Source organism: Pseudanabaena sp. SR411 (assembly GCF_002251945.1).
Classification (GTDB): Bacteria; Cyanobacteriota; Cyanobacteriia; order Pseudanabaenales; family Pseudanabaenaceae; genus Pseudanabaena.
On the sequence record NZ_NDHW01000104.1, the window covers coordinates 1 to 17,892 of the forward strand.

Below are 17,892 nucleotides of genomic sequence, written 5' to 3' on the forward strand. Positions count from 1 at the left end.
TAGTTTTTGCGCTGCATCTTTAACTGTGGCTTTGATTTCATCGCTGAAAATCACTCTCTTAGTCCTATATAAATTGAAAACAAGAATTTTATATCCCTATTTCTATAATCTTTGGTATCTTATTTCTTCGCAAGCCCCTAGGTATGTCACGCGAACGTATCTATACCGAATTTCTCAAGCTTCACGCCCCCTCAAAGTGTAATATCTTTCTAGGTGGATTTCTCTTTGACATGAGCGGCGCAGAATCGCGCCAACTTGATGTAATCATTACAACTGATACTACGCCTCGCTACAATTTTCACAATCGCGATGGATCAGGAAAATCCTTCTCTCCAGTCGAAGGTACACTTGGCGTTGTCTCTATCAAGTCAACCTTGAATAAAGCCGAAATGATTGACGCACTAAGTGGTATTGCGTCAATCCCACCCACCGAATCTCTTGAAGGTCGCCTGTCAATTGGAATTGAATTGCTCAACTACGATGAATGGCCATACAAAATAGTCTATGCTTCCAACGGAATTTCTGGTGAGACTCTTCTCCAACACCTTCACGACTACTATGCTGAGAATCCAAGTGTCCCTATCACGCGCCGACCAAATCTAATCCACGTTGCTGGCAAGTATATTATCCTACGTGCAGTTCCAGGAGTTGTCGTAACTTCTGGGGTGACAGACGAGGAGCCAAGAGAGCTTCCAATGGGTACATTCAAACTGATAACTAAACATCCAGATATACAGGGAATTTTATGGGTTCTGAACTCACTTCAACAGTATGCACAAGCATCAAATGAGATAGAGTTTTCTTATGGTGAATTGATAAACAAAGTTATTCAAGCCTCTGCCCCATGAAAAAGTGCGATCGCCGATAGCGTGCATTAATGAAATGTAACGCACATTTCTAAAGTTTGTAATTGGTTCGTTATGAAGATTCTTGACTTTCAGCCTAATCACTTTATAGTAACATTTAGACAGAGTTTTTCCTTCTAATCCTATTACTCAAGAGTTTCGTCATCTAGAATGCTTTGACATGTTCTAGCAGTCACACCAAAATGCAAATTGAACCATACGACCCACATCACCTTGATGCTGTTATTGGTCTTTCACTTCGAGCTTGGACTCCAGTCTTTGACTCGATTCAGAAAGCACTGAGTACTGATGTGTATCAGGCATTCTATCCTGACCATTGGCGAGTGAGCCAGCAAAAAGCTGTCGAGGATGTGTGTGCTGCGGAAGATACAAATGTATGGGTTGCGATCGAGGAGACAGGTTTGCCTGTGGGCTTTGTAGCTGTGAAGCTACACTCAGAGGACAGCATGGGTGAAATCTACATGGTTGCAGTCGATCCAGTTTTTCAAAGTCAGGGGCTTGGTAGCGCTCTGATAGAATTCGCTCTTGATTGGATGAGAGTCGCTGGGATGTCTATTGCTATGGTTGAGACGGGAGGCGATCCTGGTCATGCTCCAGCACGTCATACCTATGAAAAGGTTGGCTTCGAGCTGTTACCAGTCGCCAGATACTTCAAGAAACTTTAAAGTATAAATTTAAGATATAGCAATGTAAGTTTTGCTTAGGACATAAAACCAAAAAGATGAGTGGCGGCGCGAAGCGCCGCCACTCATCTTTTTGGTTTTGATTTGTCCTAGCTATCTCTTGCTTTGCTATAAGTAGCTGGGCAGACGATGTGTAACAACTACAAATGGAAGCAACATGCTTGAGATCGTGCAGATAGAACTCCAGATTTCAGATTATTGAACGATAAGTGCTTGTGCCAAATAAATTACTCAAACCCGTAAAGTTGCGCCCCTGCGGGGTGCAACTTTACGGGTTTGGGAGTGTAATTAATTATGCCTAGCTACTTAACCCTAACTCAAATGGAGGATTAGCTCACTCAAGCCCAATTTTTGATGCTCCTGACAATGTTTCAGGCTTCCTAATTTCTCCTACCACATTAATTCTGGGTAATCGATGCTTGAATCCGCAGAGAACTTCCCAAGAAATTGTGCCTAATAAATTAGCCCAATCATCAGCAGTATTCTCTGAAGCTCCGCCTAGAAAGGTCACCACATCACCAACATGAACATTGGAGACATGCGTAACATCGATCGCACATTGATCCATCGTAATTGTGCCGATCTGAGAAACTTTTTGACCATTCACGGATACACGAATGCGATTGGATAGACCGCGTGGAATGCCATCAGCATAGCCGATCGCCACAGTTGCCATCGTCATATCCTGCGACGCTATAAACGATCGCCCATAGCTTACACTTGTACCTGCTTTGATTTCTTTGACTTGAGTAATCCGCGCTTTGACCGTGAGCGCAGGACGAAGATCGACAATATTTTTAAGATGGGGCGCAGGATAAAGCCCGTAAAGCCCTAATCCTGTTCGCACAATATCGAAATGAATTTGGCGATCGCATAACATCGCGGCTGTATTACAAATGTGAATACGTGGCGGATAAAGCCCTTCAGCTTTAAGTGCTGCAATTATTTGCTCAAACCTTTGAGTTTGCAATTGCATGAAAGTGCGATCGCGATCGTCGGCAGTGGCGAAGTGCGAATACACACTCATAATTTCTAAATTTGGCAAATGCTGCACCAGTTGCACAAAGGCGATCGCCTCTTGCCAATTCACCCCCAGCCGCGACATGCCTGTATCAATTTTGAGATGGACAGGAACCTGTTCGCCAATTTGCGACAGAACATCATGATAAATCAACGCTTGCTTAGGATTGCAAATCGTTGGTTGTAAGCGATATTCAGCGATCGCCTTGATTTCATCAACCCCATTCGTTGCCCCTAAAACCAGAATGGGAACCGTGATTCCCGCACAACGCAACTGAATGCCTTCAGGAATTGTGGCAACTCCTAACCAAGTCGCTCCCGCCTCGATCGCCGTTTGACTGACATCAATCGCCCCATGTCCGTAGGCATCAGCTTTGACGATCGCCATTAACTCAGTAGGCGAAGTTAGCAGAGACTTTAATTGATGCACATTATGCTTAATTGCTGAGAGATCGACTTCCACCCATGCTCGATGGTTTTGCTTGAGCATTACAGCGCACTCCTCATACGGTAATTTGGTTTACAACACCTATGGCATTGCAAACCTCATAATTAGCTTACAAAACGTTATATTAATTTGATTCGGCAAAAATACGCTTGTCTTTCCAGCAAGATCTGTAACAAACTCAAAATAGCTTTTTAAGGCTACCTTAATTCTCAGCACAAGCATATAGCTTAAATATAAAACTAGAATCAAAACCTGTAGCGCACGCGCAGACTGCATCACAGGTTTTAGCATTCTATATTTAGCCTAGCTACTTAGAAACTAAATCTAGTTTTACTGCGTCTTGCTCATGACCAGCATCGCCAAAACTAGACTTACAATGAGAATTGCGATCAGTATTTTTACTTAGTTTAATTATCGATACTTATGCGACTCATGCAACTCATACCAAGTTTTATGCCTCAAAATTGGCAAGAAAATAATTTTAGGCATAATCTTAGACATAGCTTTAGGCAAATGTTGCGATCGCGCAAACGTTTTTTGTCATTTCTTTTTGTCGTAACTTTTGCAACCACAATACTTCTACATAGTCTTATTCCTGCATTTTTGTTGAATGATCAAGCGATCGCCCAAATTCAACCACAAATTTCGCAGTTAAACCAACCCATCATTCCACCAAGTCCACCTATCAATCAGCCTGTAGACAAGCGTCAAGAGATTCGGGGCGTATGGCTAACCAGTAACGACTTCTCAGTACTTAGAGATCGCCAACAGCTTAGTGAAGCTCTCAAGCAACTCAAGCAACTCAATTTCAACACCATCTATCCCGTTGTCTGGAATTCAGGCTATGTGATGTATCCCAGTGCTGTTGCCCAAGAGGCAGGAATTCAGCCCTTTGTCTATCGCGGTTCTGAAGGACAGGATATTGTTGAAGACATCATCGCTCAGGGGCATCAAAATAATTTGTTGGTGATGCCTTGGTATGAGTTTGGATTCATGGCTCCCCAAATGTCAGAGCTGGCGATCGCCCATCCTGATTGGCTCACCCAACAACGCAATGGCGATAAAACTTCCATCACGGCCGCAGGTGAAGTTGCTTGGCTCAATCCTTTTCATCCTGAAGTGCAGCAGTTTTTGACTGACCTTATATTGGAAGCTGTCTCTAAATATGATTTAGACGGTATCCAGTTTGACGATCACACTAGTCTTCCCAAAACCTTTGGCTACGATCGCTATACGCTCAATCTTTATCGTCAAGAAACTAAAAAAGAAGCTCCTACCGATGTCAATAATCCTGATTGGGTACGCTGGCGAGCTAACAAGATTACGGCTTTTATGGCAAGACTAAGTAAAGCTGTGAAGCAAAGAAAGCCCAATGTAATTTTCTCAGTATCTCCCAATTATCATGACTTCGCCTATAGGCAACAGTTACAAGACTGGCTAAGCTGGGTGCGTCAAGGCTTTGTTGATGAATTATTGGTGCAGGTATACCGCGATGATCTAGATGATTTTCTGTCTCAAATTAGTCGCCCTGAAATTGTGGAAGTACAAGGTAAAATTTCTACAGCGATCGCCATTCTGTCTGGACTCCGCAATAGTAATGTGCCGATGTCTAGGGTTTATTCTCAAGCTGTAAATGCCAGAAATCGTGGTTTAGGGGTTTCTTTCTTTTATTACAAGAGTTTATGGGGCTATGGACCAGAATCTGTTGCCGATCGCCAAAGGGATTTTCAATATCTATTCCGCAGTCCTGCACCAAGGTTTGCCAATAGAAATTGATAATTTACAAGCGATCGCTATTACGCTTGCCAAATACTGAGAATTGCGGCGGCGATTTTCTTAATGAAAATGAGTGATCGCGTAAATCCTGATTAGAAAAATCTAGTGGCTGGGTAATACATTTAAATAAAACATTTGCCCGAAATCAAAGCAGCGACAAACATCTAAAATATTAAGCGTAAATCCCAAAAGCGGTAAAGTTATATTAAAGTTACGGTTTAAATGCTTGCCATTACTTGATTCATCGATAGAGAAAAGCTGGGAAAAATATCAGAGGCAATGAGATCGGCTTCTCTATATACTTTCTCAATATAACTTCCATTTACCAAACTTAAAACCGAAAACGTTCCCATCAAAAAATCAACAATCCAATATTCAGGAATCCCAAATTGAGCATATTCCTTCCGCTTCTCGACCGTATCCACTGAGCGACAAGTTGGGCTAACAATCTCAATTACCAACAAACATGGCTCATGCAAAATATCTGGCTGATTTCCTAAGCTTTTCTTCTGAGCAAGCGTCATCACTAAAACATCAGGACGACGAGTTCTTTTACCAGTGAATATTTGAGTACTATTGACACGAACACAGTATGGATGATTGGAGTGATTTATTTCTGATTGCAAAAAGAATGCAAAAAACATCATCAAATCATTATGAAATACCGTTGTTGGAGTCATTTCAACCAATTCTCCATCGTTAAATTCATAACGGAGATCGCTGCCATCTTCATAGGTTAGATATTCCTCAAATGTCATTTTTTTCGCAGTGGTGACGGTCATAGCTTTCCATCCTTGCTCTTGAATTGTGAGTAAATCTATTGTATCTACCTAAACTTAAATAATTGCCCAAATCAACAATTAAAGATAAAACCCAAAAAACTGTGGCGCACGCTGCGCGTGTACCACAGTTTTTTGGGTTTTAATTATGTCTACTTAATGCACATTTCCTACGGGCATATATTCTTGAATAAGATTGCGCTGACTGACCCGATCGCCTTCGGCTAACAAGCGATCGCCTGCCTCTTTCAAAGTTCTCAAATCAAAACTCGGTGGACGAAATTCAGGTAAAGCATCAGTGCTATTCACCAACCGTAATGACAAACGATCTAAACCAATTTCATAGACAAACTTCCGCACTTGCTCGTCATACAAACTCGATCTCAGAGAACCAAAGAAATCAATCGAGCGATCGGGATACATATCCACAAGTCTTTCAATTTCCCACTGCGGAATATTGTCGGGCGCAAAAATACCACTGACAATACCAATGCGATCATTGCGATCGGGTTGCCAATAAAACTTCTCCATGCGCCCATCACGTACCAACGGCGCATACAAAGTCGAAAAATCATTCCCCGTCACAATAATCGGTACGCGCCTGATCGGATTGCTGTCATAGCTCCCCGGAAGCTGCACATTCGTAGGGTTATCAGCAATATTCATCAACGTGGCGTTGACCAACTGCGTATTCACCGTATATTGCGTAGTGCTATCAACTCGTCCTGCCCCCGCATCTAAGTCATTAATCAGGAGAGCACACATCTTGCCCCGCACCTTCACTAACTCGGAAGCCTCACGATAGCGCATCCTAATCAATCGTGCAGGATCACCAGCATCAGGGCTTTCCAACTCACCACCCGACATCCTGATCGGATCAATCCCCAGTTTCTGAAAAGCTAACTCACATTGAAATGACTTACCTTCACCTTTGCCCCCGTGAATACCTAAAATTAGCGGCACATTCACATTTGGCAACTTCATAAAATTCTTGGCAAGATGTACAGCCAATTTATCCAAAAAGCGCGGTGAAATGTAATAAGACATACAGATTAATTTTGAGAACTATTAGCAATTTACCTTATCTCAAGGCTATCTTGGGATCTCATTTCTTGATAATCCGTTGGCATAGTTCTAAAGTTCAGATTTGCAGAGGGTTTTGAGGCTTTGCCCAAAATTCTTGAATTGCTTGAACCACTCTAGGATGAGTCCGCAGATCGGAGTGATTTACTCCATTCAAGCAAACAAAATGAGCGTATTTGATCTTAGTAGACTCAACCGTAACCATTAGATCCCAGCCGCCGATAATATGCCCTGCGACAACTAATGTCGGAATTACCGCCGTAATTTTTTCGGCTAAGTATCGTCTATCGTCACTCAGATGTTTAGCCATGCCAATACAAACTCCCCAAGCACTCATAATTTTGGCAACATCTGCGCCACCAATGGGAGAGCCTAAAAGGATTAAAGATTCAATACGATTCCACCATTCAGGATGGCGAGATAAGACTTCTACCCAAATGACTCCACCGAGTGATGTAGCAATAATCCGAGCAGGTATATCTGGATAATCTTGAAATGTTTGCTCGGCAGATTTAGCTACTTTTTGAATAAGCGGTGCGATCGCAAAATGCGTTTCAATCGAGAACCTAAATCTATCTGGTACAAAGGATGGCAAAGAGCCTAGATAAGGGGCAATGATTTTAGAGTCTGGGGGAGCAACTTTCTTGGCTAAAGTCTCCATAGAATAATTACCGTCACTCATACCATGCTGGGAAAATATGATGAGTTTTGGGTGTTGACCTTCCATAGGTAAAATTTTCGTTTATAGATAGGACTTGAGCTTTTAGCCCGCACTTGAGTGCAGGGCTACTGCTTGCTTCTAAATAAAAAAGCCCGCCTAGGCGGGCTTTTTTATTTACTTCTTATCTTTAGAGTTAGAGATGACCTTAGGAGGTTCACGGAAGAAGATTGCAAAGAAGAACAAACCAATCAAACAAGCGAAAATAAAAGTGTAAGTGAGAGCTTCCATTAGATACTATGCCTCAACAGCGCGAGTAGTTTTGTCGCCAACTTTTTGGAAAGCACCCCATTCAACTTGCTCTTCGCTGAGTTCTGGGTCAACCCCAGCAAACACATCGCGGAACAAGGTACGAGCGCCATGCCAAATATGACCGAAGAAGAAGAACAGAGCAAATACTGCATGTCCAAAGGTAAACCAACCACGAGGGCTAGTACGGAACACACCGTCAGAGTGATTCTTTTCTTGATCGAATTCAAAGATTTCGCCTAGCTGAGCTTGACGAGCGTACTTCTTAACGTTGGGAGCATCGGTAAAAGATTTACCATTTAACTCACCGCCAACAAAAGATACAGTTACGCCAGTTTGCTCAACACTGTACTTAGATTCAGCACGACGGAAAGGAATGTCAGCACGAACAACACCATCTTGGTCTTGTAAAACGACAGGGAAAGTTTCAAAGAAGTTAGGCAAACGGCGAACACTAAGTTCACGACCTTCACCATCCTTGAAAATTGGATGTCCTTGCCAACCTTGAGCAATACCATCGCCATTGTTCATCGGACCGACGCGGAACAAACCACCCTTAGCAGGGCTGTTACCAACGTAATCGTAGAAAGCAAGTTTGTCAGGAATTTTCGACCAAGCTTCTTCAGCACTCAAGCCAGCATTAACACCTGCTTGAACACGACGAGAAATTTCTTGTTGGAAAGAGTTTGTATCCCACTGATAGCGGGTAGGGCCAAACAATTCGATGGGAGTTGCTGCCGAGCCGTACCACATGGTTCCAGCGACAACGAAAGCCGCAAAAAATACAGCCGCAATACTGCTGGATAGTACAGTTTCGATGTTCCCCATCCGCAGGGCTTTGTACAAACGCTCTGGTGGACGCACAGTCAGGTGGAATAGACCAGCGATGATGCCAACAATACCAGCAGCAATGTGGTGAGCCACAATACCACCAGCATTGAAGGGGTTAAATCCATTGGGTCCCCATTCAGGTGCGACTGGCCCAACATGTCCAGTCAATCCATAGGCATCAGAGATCCACATGCCAGGACCAAAAAGCCCTGTTTGGTGAAATGCACCAAAGCCAAAACAAAGTAAACCAGATAAAAATAGGTGAATGCCGAACATCTTAGGCAAGTCTAGAGCAGGCTCACCTGTGCGAGGATCTCTAAATAGTTCCAAATCCCAGTTAACCCAGTGCCAAATCGCAGCAAGGAAGAGTAAACCAGAAAGTACGATGTGTGCGAGTGCGACACCTTCAAAAGACCAAAAACCGGGGTCAGCAACTTGTTCGCCAGTAATTGTCCAGCCACTCCAAGAATTGGTAATACCAAGACGGGTCATGAAAGGCATTACGAACATACCTTGCCGCCACATGGGGTTGAGGACGGGGTCACTAGGGTCAAAAATTGCTAGCTCATAAAGTGCCATCGAGCCTGCCCACCCTGCTACGAGAGCAGTGTGCATCAGGTGCGTGGCAATCAGTCTTCCTGGATCGTTCAGGAGAACTGTATGCACTCGATACCAGGGTAATCCCATTGCAAATGTTCCTTAATCTATGTAGTGAGTAAGATCTTAACGATTCTTAATTTTAATTTATGATAATTGATCCTGACTTAGGTAACTACTCAAATACTTAAAGTAATGTGAGCAAATACTGTTTTCAGAATCGTTAAATCAGTCGAGTTATTTTATTTGTAACATCATAATAAACTATTCCTTCCGATTGATTGCGATAAAACCCAAAAAGCAAGGACAGCACTTCGTAAAAAACCATTGATAGAGTTGCGGCGCTTCGCGCCGCAACTCTATCAATGGTTTTTTAGCTATAAATCTTTGTTGGTAAATGAGATCGCGATATTTCGACCACCAGATCAGCACATGCGGTAGGGTAATCCCGATCAATCATGCGGGGCATAAACAGTTCAGGATGTAGCGCTTTCCAGAAATATTCAACAAATTGGGTGATTTCTTCGTCACTCATACCTGTTTTACCCGAATTTACGAGTTTACGTTCAGCTTCAATCCGCCATTGGAGACTGTATTGGTAATCTTCAGGCACAAGCACAATCAAGCTATCAAGATATTCCCAGAGTGGAAGATAGTTGTAGAGATTAGCGTTACATTCGAGGGCAAATTCGCGATCGCTTTCTGACAAAATTGGTGGGACAAAATTACGAAAAGCCGAAATTGGTAAGGGGCGCATTCCTACAAACCAACCTTCAAACAAAACAATATCCGCACCACATGTAATTTCTGGCTCAATGCGATCGCCTGCACCATTGTGTAGAGATTTATCAAAGCGGGGAATGGCGATCGGCTGAGGATGATCTGGATGGCGATCGCGCAATTGCTGCAAAACTTGAATGCCCAAATCAATATCGTGGGTGCTAGGTGGTCCCCGCCAAATAAGATCGGGGCAGCGATCGCGTATTTTTTGGCGATCTACATAAGTCTTATACAAGTCATCAAGGGAAATACTTAAAAATGTTTTGCCGAGATATTGCAGCAAAATATTTAGCACTATACCCAATGTGGTTTTGCCAGTACCTTGACCACCCAGTAATCCTTGAATAAAGGGTCTAGCGATTTTTTGATGCTGATGGGCTAGGCTTTGAGCGAGGGGCAGCCAATAATGCCATAGCAGTGGCAGAGTTGCCGATGAGGGATCGATTTGGACATTGTGCAGCACTAAAGTTTCTAAAATTTTTGGATAAACTAATCGTAAAAGTTGCGATCGCTGATCAACTATTTCGTGAACTACTTCTAAATTTAGATTTAACTCATGATCATCAAGAGTTAACCGATCAAAGCAATTATTTTTTCTTGATTCATTCAGCAATAAATCATGATCAGCACTAGATAGGCGATCTCCTTGGACTAATAGTTCAAAAATTCTTATAGGTATGTTTTTAAGCATTTCCTTACCCTGTCAGGCTTTTGCATAGTTCGTCACGTAAATCAGTTATAAAAATCACAAATTTACAAAAATTAAGCTATTAATTAACCATCACTTAACCTAGAATTGACGCAGTGAGTAATTATACGCAAGCTCCTCCACAAAATCACGGATAGTTACTCACTCAAAAAATAACCAAAACCTTTACCAAAAAGACAAAATCCAACAACTATGAATCTCAAAGCTCTTTTGATCATTGCTAGCCTTAGCCTATCTGCTGGATTAGTTTCTTGCGCTACAGAAACCCCTACAACTCCTACTTCTACTCCAGCCGCTACATCCGCTCCTGCTGCTACCGATGCTGCTAAGGACAAAGCTACAACTGATGCTAAGCCAGATGCTTCTAAGGACGCTAAGCCTGCTGATGCAACTAAGCCTGATGCTGCTGCTAAAGATGCTAAGCCTGCTGACGCAATGGCTAAGCCTGATGCTGCTACTAAGGACAAGGCTGCAACTGATGCCAAGCCTGCTGATGCAACAGCTAAGCCAGACGCTGCTGCTAAAGATGCTAAGCCTGCTGACGCAATGGCTAAGCCAGACGCTGCTAAGCCCGCTGACCCAACGGCTAAGCCTGCTGACGAAACTAAGAAGCCTCAGTAGTATTTAAACAAAAAAAGAGGTGACGCTTTGCGTCACCTCTTTTTTTGTTGTTTGAGGCTGTGAGAAGTTGGACTAAAATCTAAGCAAACCTCTATAGGAATGGTCATGCGATCGCCAACTCAAGAGCAGAAACTCAAGCCCAAACAGGATTTACTTGCTAAAGTTTTTCATTGGGTAAGTCTGGTCAGTTTATTTTTAATGATCACCAGTGGCTTACAGATTTATAACGCTAATCCTGTATTTGGTGGACGAGGTGGTTTTCACATTCCCGCAATTTTAGGGCTAGGGGGATGGTTAGCAGGTGGTAGGCATTGGCACTTTGCCGCCATGTGGATATTTGCTTTGAATCTGCTGTGGTATGGAGTCTATGTTTTGCTAAGCAAGCGGTGGCGACATCGATATGCCAGTACCAAAGATGTTAAAGCCTTAGTAGTTAGCCAAAATACCAAGCGCAAAAACTATGCGTGGCATAGAGTTGTTTACACATTGCTAATTCCGATTTTATTGTTATCGATTTTTACGGGGATCGGGATGTATAAGCCAGCCCAGTTTTATTGGATCGTAGATAGTTTTGGTGGTTGGGATGCGTTGCGAATTACGCACTTTATGGCAGTCCCGATCACCCTGATTTTAGGTGGGATTCATTCCCAATTGGGGCGGAAAGTGGGTGGCGATCGCCTTCTAGATTCAATGTTTTGGGAGTAAGTTATGTCACAAGAACCTGAACAAAAACTACCAAACTCAGATCTTGAGTTGGATGAGACTGATTTAGTCCCACGCCGCCGCTTTTTGACTCTCGCGGGTGCAGGATTGCTGACAATTGGGTTTGGTAGCCTTGCTGAAGGTTTGGTGGGTGGTTTATCGGAGCCATTAAATCAGCGGGTTGAATCACTGATCTTTCAACCACAACAGCCAGTACCAGAGTTTCCCATTAGTGCGATCGAACCAGATAAATTAATCATTAATAGTTTTCGGGGTACACCAGCAATTAATCCTCTGGCTTATCGCCTCACGATTGATGGTGAAGTAAATAATCCCTTGAGTCTAAGCATGGGAGATCTCCAAAAAATACCCTTTACGAGCATGGTTATCCGACATGTGTGCGTTGAAGGGTGGGCGGCGATCGTGCAGTGGGGTGGTGTAAGACTACGAGATTTAATGGCGATCGCGAAGCCATCAGATCAAGTCAAATATGTCTATTTCTATTCAGCCGATGGTTATTACGAAAGTTGGGATATTGACTCAGTGATGCATCCGCAAACCTTAATGGCTTATCAAAAGAATGGACAGCCTTTAACACCAGCCTATGGTGCCCCATTGCGTCTTGCCTCACCTGTCAAGCTTGGCTATAAGCTCAGTAAATGGGTAACCAGAATTCAGTTTACGAGTAGTCTTGGCAAAAAACGAGGCTATTGGGAAGATCTCGGTTACGAATGGTATGCAGGGCTATAGCAGCAAATAAAGTGTGACGCTTTGCGTCACACTTTATTTGATTAACTTTTGTTACGATTCTTGTGTTATGTTCACAAGCAAGGATGCGTAAAACGTTGCGATTTTCATCCTAATTTCAAAATTCTGATTAGGTAAAATCTATGCGTTTAATATTCACCTCTAGATTTAATCGATTCCAGACTATTAATGCCACACAAGCATGGTCCCTATTTCTCACAGGATGTAAAAAAGATGATTCCCTTGGCAAAAACCCAATGATTGGCAAATATGTAACCGTCGCTATTTTAGGAGCGATCATCGCCCAAATATTAGAAGCTATTTTGCTAGCATCCTAAGAAATACCATTCTATAGCTGTTGCAATTCTTGTTAGGACATAAAACCCAAATAGTGTGAGGCGGCGCTTCGCGCCGCCTCACACTATTTGGGTTTTGATTTGTCCTGATACAGGTGGCTATAGCTATAGTACTAAAACAAAAACTGGCTAAGCCAGTTTTTGTTTTTAAAACCCTTACTGGGTCTGGTTTTTAATTCACAAAAATGCCGTCACACTCTTGTGAATTGGTATAAAAATATTAAGAGAGTCGGCACGAAGTACCGACTCTCTTAAATATGGCTAGTTATTATGGTGTTTAGAAAACTTAGACAGCTTCTAAATCTTTTTCACCAGTACGAATTCGGATAATTCGCTCTACGGGAGATACGAAAATCTTACCATCGCCAATTTCACCAGTACGGGCGGCAGTAATAACTTTATCTACCACCATATCAACTTGATCATCTTCGATGACAATCTCGATTTTGAGCTTTTGTAAAAACTCAACTGTGTACTCAGAGCCGCGATAGCGCTCTGTCTGTCCTTTTTGACGACCAAAACCACGTACTTCTGATACCGTCATACCGACTACGCCAGCATTTACCAGAGCAATTTTGACTTCGTCAAGCTTGAATGGACGAATGATTGCTTCAACCTTTTTCAAATTAACTCCTCCACTGATTCTTGAACTTTAATACACTTGAATCGCTACCCAAATTTGTAGCCTAACATACTTTTTAAGATTGTCCATCAGATTTGAGGTTCTCAGAATATCGCTAAATCCTAAAAATGATGAGGTAGCACGAAGTGCTACCTCATCATTTTTAGGGCTTAGGCTTTACGTTGCCACATCCACCAACGAATTACCAATTTCTCTAATTCTATCCAAACAAACATCAATGCGCTAAAACCAAAGCAAACTGCTAATTCTGTTGGGGTGATTAAATGTGTACCGAAGAAATTACGGAACGGCTCCACGTAAATCAGTACTAATTGTAAAACCGTAGTCATAATCACTGATCCCCAGACATAAAGATTAGTGCGTGGATCGAGTTCGATCGTCAGTTGGGTGTTGGAACGAATCGCGATCGCGTGACCCATTTGCGCTAAACAGAGGGTCGTAAATACCATCGTTGCCCAACGTTCTTTGTCATAGATTTCATCAAAGTGGGTGGTAGTGTAACCATGGGCCCAAGCCATAAGAGCGATCGTGATAATTGCTAAAACAATCCCAATTCTGACCATGTAGGCTCCCATCCCTCTAGCAAAAATATTTTCACGGGGATCAACAGGAGGTCTTTGCATAACATTGGGTTCAGCTGGCTCTACAGCAAGGGCAAGCGCTGGCAAGCCATCGGTGACAAGATTCATCCATAAAATTTGTAGAGGAATCAAAGGCACTGTTAAGCCCAGCATCGGAGCCGCCGCAATTGTAATGACTTCACCGATGTTGCTGCCAAGAATGTATTTGATAAAGCGGCGAATATTCGTATAAACTACGCGACCTTCTTCAGTGGCGGCGACAATGGTGGCAAAGTTATCATCAAGCAAGATCATGTCACTGGCTTCTTTAGATACATCAGTACCAGTTATCCCCATCGCAATCCCGATATCGGCTTGTTTGAGTGCGGGGGCATCATTAACACCATCTCCAGTCATCGCCACAAATTGATGCTGTCTTTGCAATGCTTGTACAATCCGCAGTTTATGTTCTGGAGAGACACGAGCATAGACATTGACCAGATTAACTTCCCGATCTAAGTCTTCAGCAGTCATGCGTTCTAGTTCACGTCCACTTAGAACATGATCGCCTTCTCTAGCAATTCCTAAATCTACAGCGATCGCCTTAGCAGTGAGTTGGTGATCACCAGTGATCATCACAGGACGGATACCTGCTTCACGACATAGCTTCACGGCTTCGCGAACTTCTGGACGGGGTGCATCGAACATTCCCACTAAGCCCACCCAAACTAAATTGCTTTCATCTTTTTCGGTAATGCCATCTTCGGGCAAGTCAGAGAGGTTACGATAAGCAAAACCTAGAACACGCAAACCACGACCAGCAAGTTCGTTATTTTGAGCAAGCACATGTTGCCGTTGATGATCAGAGATCTCATGAATCTGATCCCCAATTTGAATATGGGTGCAGCATTCTAAAGTAAGTTCTGGCGAACCTTTGCAAAAAAGCACATTACCGCCATGCTCGCCTTGGACTAGCACACTCATCCGCTTGCGTTCAGAAGAGAAAGGAACCTCAAACACACGCGGCATCCGATGCTGCCATTCCGCCGCTTCACAGCCACCTTTGCTCGCCAGAACTAGCAAAGCGCCTTCCGTGGGGTCACCGATGATCATCCATTCACCGTTTTTTTGCTGCAAGATTGCATCGTTACAAAATACGCAAGCCATCAACAACTGCTGAACTTCAGGAATATTATTCACCGCAAAATTAGAATCTTCAGATGAATTTCCTAATACATTAAATTCCCCCGTCGGGGCATATCCATCGCCTGTAACTTGCAGGGAATGTAGCCCTGTGCGAATCCCTTGCACCACCATTTTATTTTGGGTGAGCGTTCCTGTCTTGTCAGAACAAATTGTAGTCACAGAACCGAGAGTCTCAACGGCTGGTAAACGGCGAATTAGGGCATTTCTTCTGACCATGCGTTGAGTTCCCAATGCAAGGGTGACAGTCACTACCGCAGGTAAACCTTCAGGCACTACAGCAACTGCCATACTCAGTGAAGTTTTAAGCAGGTCACCAAAGTTGCCTTTATTCAGCATTCCCACCAAGACAACTAGAGCCACCAATGCTAGAGAACCGCTTACCAGTACATTCCCTAATTGGGTCATCCGTTGCTGTAATGGCGTATCTTCATTTTCCACATCTTGAATTAGCGCCGCAATTTTCCCTAATTCAGTCTGCATTCCTGTTTTAGTGACTAGCACCTTGGCGCGTCCCTGCACGACCTCCGTACCCTGATAAACGCAATTTAGGCGATCGCCTAAACTCGCATCTTCTTCTAGAACTAATTTTGCTTCTTTGTTAACGGCTTCAGCTTCCCCTGTCAGAGCCGATTCCCGCACTTGTAAATTTTGTTCATCAAGCAATCTTCCATCAGCAGCAATCTGTACCCCTGCTTCTAAAAGCATGATGTCACCGGGGACAAGTTCCTTGCCATTGATTTCGATGACTTCACCATTGCGAATCACCCTCACCTTGGGCGAAGACATACGCTTCAGAGCAGCCAGTGCTTTTTCAGCGTTAGTCTCTTGCATATAGCCAAGGATGCCGTTGAGCAAAACAATCGAAGCAATCGCGATCGCATCCTTCGGAAATTCGTTATCCCTAATATCTAGAACAGCCGAGACCACAGCAACTGCCATCAGCATAATCAGCATGATATTGGTGAACTGATCGATAAAAATTTGCAGCGAAGATCGACCAGCTTTTTCAACTAGTTCATTGGCTCCATAGCGCTCGAATCTAGCTGTAACTTCTTGGCTAGTGATACCTTGCTCGGGATCACTTTGGAGTAATTCCAGAGATTCATCAGCAGTGAAAGTGTGCCAACGAGCTACTGGAGTGGCTGGAGTAATATCTTTTGTCTCAAGTGCCATCGATATTTTTAGGTAAACGGTTATCACCATAGTACTAAAAAATAGTAATTATCGCCTTAAAGAATCTTGAAGCAAGTAAACCCAGTATTGAGGTTTTCACCCCCATCAGCGGTGAAAACCTCAATACTGGGTTTTTGAAAGTCAGCATTAGGTGGGCTTTCAAAAACCCAGCTTTTATAATGAAAATTGCCAAAGACAAGCCAGTGAGAATTAGCGTAAGGAAGAATTGCGATACAATTGCGTGATGATTAACAATCCATTTTTGCCCAAGAAATTGGTGGGCAGACAAACAGAATTAGAGCAAATTAGTCAAATTTTGTTAGAAGATGGCGATTTGCTGATCGCAGGCGTGGCTGGAAGTGGACGCAGAACTTTAGTCAAATGGGCTGCTCAAAAAGCTGGTGCAAGAGTGATTACTTTAGATTGTTTACGAGCAACTGATGGCGATCGCTTTTTAAAACTACTAGCCGAAAGTTTGCTTAATACCTTTGATCATCCCGAAGAACTGCTCAAGCTGCAAAGTTTACTCAAGGATGAGCCGATTACGTTTGAACTAACAGAACAGTCTAAACCTCGGATGAGTTGGAAGCTTTCCTCAACAGGAATCTGGAATTTATTTAAGAATTTGCTGAGCTTGCCGCAGCAGATGGCAGAATGGCTGGATTGCCGAGTAGCGATCGTATTGCATAACTTCACGCATATCCGTTCATGGGATCGTAAAGGTGAATGGGAAGAATATTTGCGCCGCGAAATTCAACTTCAGAGTCGGGTAAGTTACATCTTGATTGCTACAGTCCCTGAACCTTGGATGCATAAGTTAAGTTTAAATGTGGTCGAACTTCCACCTCTTAGCAATGACGAACTTTGCCAATGGCTAGAACCAACAATGCAAGCAAAAGGATTGAAGTTCGATCCCCACACCCATGTATTAAAGCTATTTACAGAATACATTCAAGGGAATATGAGTGATGCGATCGCCTTGACTAGACGCATCTGGCTCGACTATCTCACCCAAATAAATTCTCAATCTGAATTTCTAATTCAACCGCATCATGTCCATGAGAATATGTTGGCTCTAATCGAAGATCTTGCTCCTACCTTTGAGTCTTTAATCATGCTCTTACCGCCAACTCAAGTAAGAGTATTAGAAAGCCTCGCGATCGATCCCACAGTTAGCCCCCATAGTCGTGAATATATTCAAAAACATCAACTTTCTAAAGGTGGCAGCCTTCAAGGAGCATTGGACAGTTTGGAACAAAAAGGACTAGTGTATGGTGCAAAATATGGATATCGAATTGCGCTGCCCACCTTACAATTTTGGCTGAAGCAGCGCTTAGGGTAAGCA

General features: G+C 43.1%; 16 protein-coding genes and 1 pseudogene. 8 read left to right on the top strand and 9 right to left on the bottom strand.

The genetic code is table 11. From position 1 onward, the window contains the following. Positions 1 to 143 precede the first annotated feature (143 nt). Together B9G53_RS10345 and B9G53_RS10350 are read left to right on the top strand one after the other, a co-directional pair. On the top strand, positions 144 to 848 hold the full coding sequence (locus tag B9G53_RS10345; RefSeq protein ID WP_094531857.1) for a DUF6602 domain-containing protein: 705 nt from the start codon (positions 144 to 146) through the stop codon (positions 846 to 848). A gap of 200 nt (positions 849 to 1,048) precedes the next feature. Beyond that, complete coding sequence (locus B9G53_RS10350; RefSeq protein ID WP_094531859.1) at positions 1,049 to 1,531, top strand: N-acetyltransferase; 483 nt, start codon at positions 1,049 to 1,051, stop codon at positions 1,529 to 1,531. 352 nt (positions 1,532 to 1,883) lie between these two features. Here the strand turns inward: B9G53_RS10350 and alr are convergent, their stop codons facing one another. After that, positions 1,884 to 3,059: an alanine racemase gene (alr, locus tag B9G53_RS10355; RefSeq protein WP_094531861.1), complete on the bottom strand. Its 1,176-nt coding sequence runs from the start codon at positions 3,057 to 3,059 to the stop codon at positions 1,884 to 1,886. 411 nt (positions 3,060 to 3,470) lie between these two features. On the opposite strand from alr, the gene B9G53_RS10365 reads away from it, so the two are divergent. Next, positions 3,471 to 4,793: a family 10 glycosylhydrolase gene (locus B9G53_RS10365; RefSeq protein WP_254923622.1), complete on the top strand. Its 1,323-nt coding sequence runs from the start codon at positions 3,471 to 3,473 to the stop codon at positions 4,791 to 4,793. Between the two features lie 218 nt (positions 4,794 to 5,011). Here the strand turns inward: B9G53_RS10365 and B9G53_RS10370 are convergent, their stop codons facing one another. The 6 genes and pseudogenes from B9G53_RS10370 to B9G53_RS10395 all read right to left on the bottom strand — a co-directional run bounded on the left by B9G53_RS10370 (position 5,012) and on the right by B9G53_RS10395 (position 10,521). Beyond that, the gene (locus B9G53_RS10370; RefSeq protein WP_094531867.1) at positions 5,012 to 5,575 is read right to left on the bottom strand and encodes a Uma2 family endonuclease; all 564 of its coding nucleotides are present in this window, start codon (positions 5,573 to 5,575) and stop codon (positions 5,012 to 5,014) included. 204 nt (positions 5,576 to 5,779) lie between these two features. Then, positions 5,780 to 6,619, bottom strand: a pseudogene (locus tag B9G53_RS10375) (AAA family ATPase); the annotation flags it as partial. A 94-nt stretch (positions 6,620 to 6,713) separates the two neighbouring features. Next, positions 6,714 to 7,382, bottom strand: a complete 669-nt coding sequence (locus B9G53_RS10380) for an alpha/beta fold hydrolase (protein WP_141211758.1) — start codon at positions 7,380 to 7,382, stop codon at positions 6,714 to 6,716. A 108-nt stretch (positions 7,383 to 7,490) separates the two neighbouring features. After that, the gene (locus tag B9G53_RS10385; protein WP_094531873.1) at positions 7,491 to 7,604 is read right to left on the bottom strand and encodes a photosystem II reaction center protein T; all 114 of its coding nucleotides are present in this window, start codon (positions 7,602 to 7,604) and stop codon (positions 7,491 to 7,493) included. A 6-nt stretch (positions 7,605 to 7,610) separates the two neighbouring features. Next, positions 7,611 to 9,140: a photosystem II chlorophyll-binding protein CP47 gene (gene psbB, locus B9G53_RS10390; protein ID WP_094531875.1), complete on the bottom strand. Its 1,530-nt coding sequence runs from the start codon at positions 9,138 to 9,140 to the stop codon at positions 7,611 to 7,613. A 283-nt stretch (positions 9,141 to 9,423) separates the two neighbouring features. Continuing rightward, positions 9,424 to 10,521, bottom strand: coding sequence for a glycerate kinase (locus B9G53_RS10395; protein WP_094531877.1), 1,098 nt, complete (start codon positions 10,519 to 10,521; stop codon positions 9,424 to 9,426). Positions 10,522 to 10,731: 210 nt separating this feature from the next. On the opposite strand from B9G53_RS10395, the gene B9G53_RS10400 reads away from it, so the two are divergent. The 4 genes from B9G53_RS10400 (at position 10,732) to B9G53_RS10415 (ending at position 12,947) form a co-directional block, all read left to right on the top strand. After that, a complete protein-coding gene (locus B9G53_RS10400) occupies positions 10,732 to 11,160 on the top strand; it encodes a hypothetical protein (RefSeq protein WP_094531879.1) in 429 nt (142 codons plus the stop codon). A 105-nt stretch (positions 11,161 to 11,265) separates the two neighbouring features. Beyond that, positions 11,266 to 11,865, top strand: a complete 600-nt coding sequence (locus tag B9G53_RS10405; RefSeq protein ID WP_094531925.1) for a cytochrome b/b6 domain-containing protein — start codon at positions 11,266 to 11,268, stop codon at positions 11,863 to 11,865. Positions 11,866 to 11,868: 3 nt separating this feature from the next. Continuing rightward, complete coding sequence (locus B9G53_RS10410; RefSeq protein WP_094531881.1) at positions 11,869 to 12,612, top strand: molybdopterin-dependent oxidoreductase; 744 nt, start codon at positions 11,869 to 11,871, stop codon at positions 12,610 to 12,612. Between the two features lie 140 nt (positions 12,613 to 12,752). Beyond that, positions 12,753 to 12,947, top strand: coding sequence for a hypothetical protein (locus tag B9G53_RS10415; RefSeq protein WP_094531883.1), 195 nt, complete (start codon positions 12,753 to 12,755; stop codon positions 12,945 to 12,947). Between the two features lie 304 nt (positions 12,948 to 13,251). Here the strand turns inward: B9G53_RS10415 and B9G53_RS10420 are convergent, their stop codons facing one another. Both B9G53_RS10420 and B9G53_RS10425 read right to left on the bottom strand, forming a co-directional pair. After that, positions 13,252 to 13,590: a P-II family nitrogen regulator gene (locus B9G53_RS10420; RefSeq protein WP_094531885.1), complete on the bottom strand. Its 339-nt coding sequence runs from the start codon at positions 13,588 to 13,590 to the stop codon at positions 13,252 to 13,254. Between the two features lie 167 nt (positions 13,591 to 13,757). Beyond that, positions 13,758 to 16,547, bottom strand: a complete 2,790-nt coding sequence (locus tag B9G53_RS10425) for a cation-translocating P-type ATPase (RefSeq protein ID WP_094531887.1) — start codon at positions 16,545 to 16,547, stop codon at positions 13,758 to 13,760. A 244-nt stretch (positions 16,548 to 16,791) separates the two neighbouring features. Between B9G53_RS10425 and B9G53_RS10430 the strand changes: the two genes are divergently transcribed. Next, positions 16,792 to 17,889, top strand: a complete 1,098-nt coding sequence (locus B9G53_RS10430; protein ID WP_094531889.1) for a helix-turn-helix domain-containing protein — start codon at positions 16,792 to 16,794, stop codon at positions 17,887 to 17,889. The last annotated feature ends 3 nt before the right edge of the window (positions 17,890 to 17,892 follow it).

Excerpts from the sequence above, each read along its gene's own strand:
- B9G53_RS10345 (WP_094531857.1), top strand. The coding sequence starts at position 144 with ATGTCACGCGAACGTATCTATACCGAATTTCTCAAGCTTCACGCCCCC.
- B9G53_RS10350 (WP_094531859.1), top strand. The coding sequence starts at position 1,049 with ATGCAAATTGAACCATACGACCCACATCACCTTGATGCTGTTATTGGT.
- alr (WP_094531861.1), bottom strand. The coding sequence starts at position 3,059 with ATGCTCAAGCAAAACCATCGAGCATGGGTGGAAGTCGATCTCTCAGCA.
- B9G53_RS10365 (WP_254923622.1), top strand. The coding sequence starts at position 3,471 with ATGCCTCAAAATTGGCAAGAAAATAATTTTAGGCATAATCTTAGACAT.
- B9G53_RS10370 (WP_094531867.1), bottom strand. The coding sequence starts at position 5,575 with ATGACCGTCACCACTGCGAAAAAAATGACATTTGAGGAATATCTAACC.
- B9G53_RS10380 (WP_141211758.1), bottom strand. The coding sequence starts at position 7,382 with ATGGAAGGTCAACACCCAAAACTCATCATATTTTCCCAGCATGGTATG.
- B9G53_RS10385 (WP_094531873.1), bottom strand. The coding sequence starts at position 7,604 with ATGGAAGCTCTCACTTACACTTTTATTTTCGCTTGTTTGATTGGTTTG.
- psbB (WP_094531875.1), bottom strand. The coding sequence starts at position 9,140 with ATGGGATTACCCTGGTATCGAGTGCATACAGTTCTCCTGAACGATCCA.
- B9G53_RS10395 (WP_094531877.1), bottom strand. The coding sequence starts at position 10,521 with ATGCTTAAAAACATACCTATAAGAATTTTTGAACTATTAGTCCAAGGA.
- B9G53_RS10400 (WP_094531879.1), top strand. The coding sequence starts at position 10,732 with ATGAATCTCAAAGCTCTTTTGATCATTGCTAGCCTTAGCCTATCTGCT.
- B9G53_RS10405 (WP_094531925.1), top strand. The coding sequence starts at position 11,266 with ATGCGATCGCCAACTCAAGAGCAGAAACTCAAGCCCAAACAGGATTTA.
- B9G53_RS10410 (WP_094531881.1), top strand. The coding sequence starts at position 11,869 with ATGTCACAAGAACCTGAACAAAAACTACCAAACTCAGATCTTGAGTTG.
- B9G53_RS10415 (WP_094531883.1), top strand. The coding sequence starts at position 12,753 with ATGCGTTTAATATTCACCTCTAGATTTAATCGATTCCAGACTATTAAT.
- B9G53_RS10425 (WP_094531887.1), bottom strand. The coding sequence starts at position 16,547 with ATGGCACTTGAGACAAAAGATATTACTCCAGCCACTCCAGTAGCTCGT.
- B9G53_RS10430 (WP_094531889.1), top strand. The coding sequence starts at position 16,792 with ATGATTAACAATCCATTTTTGCCCAAGAAATTGGTGGGCAGACAAACA.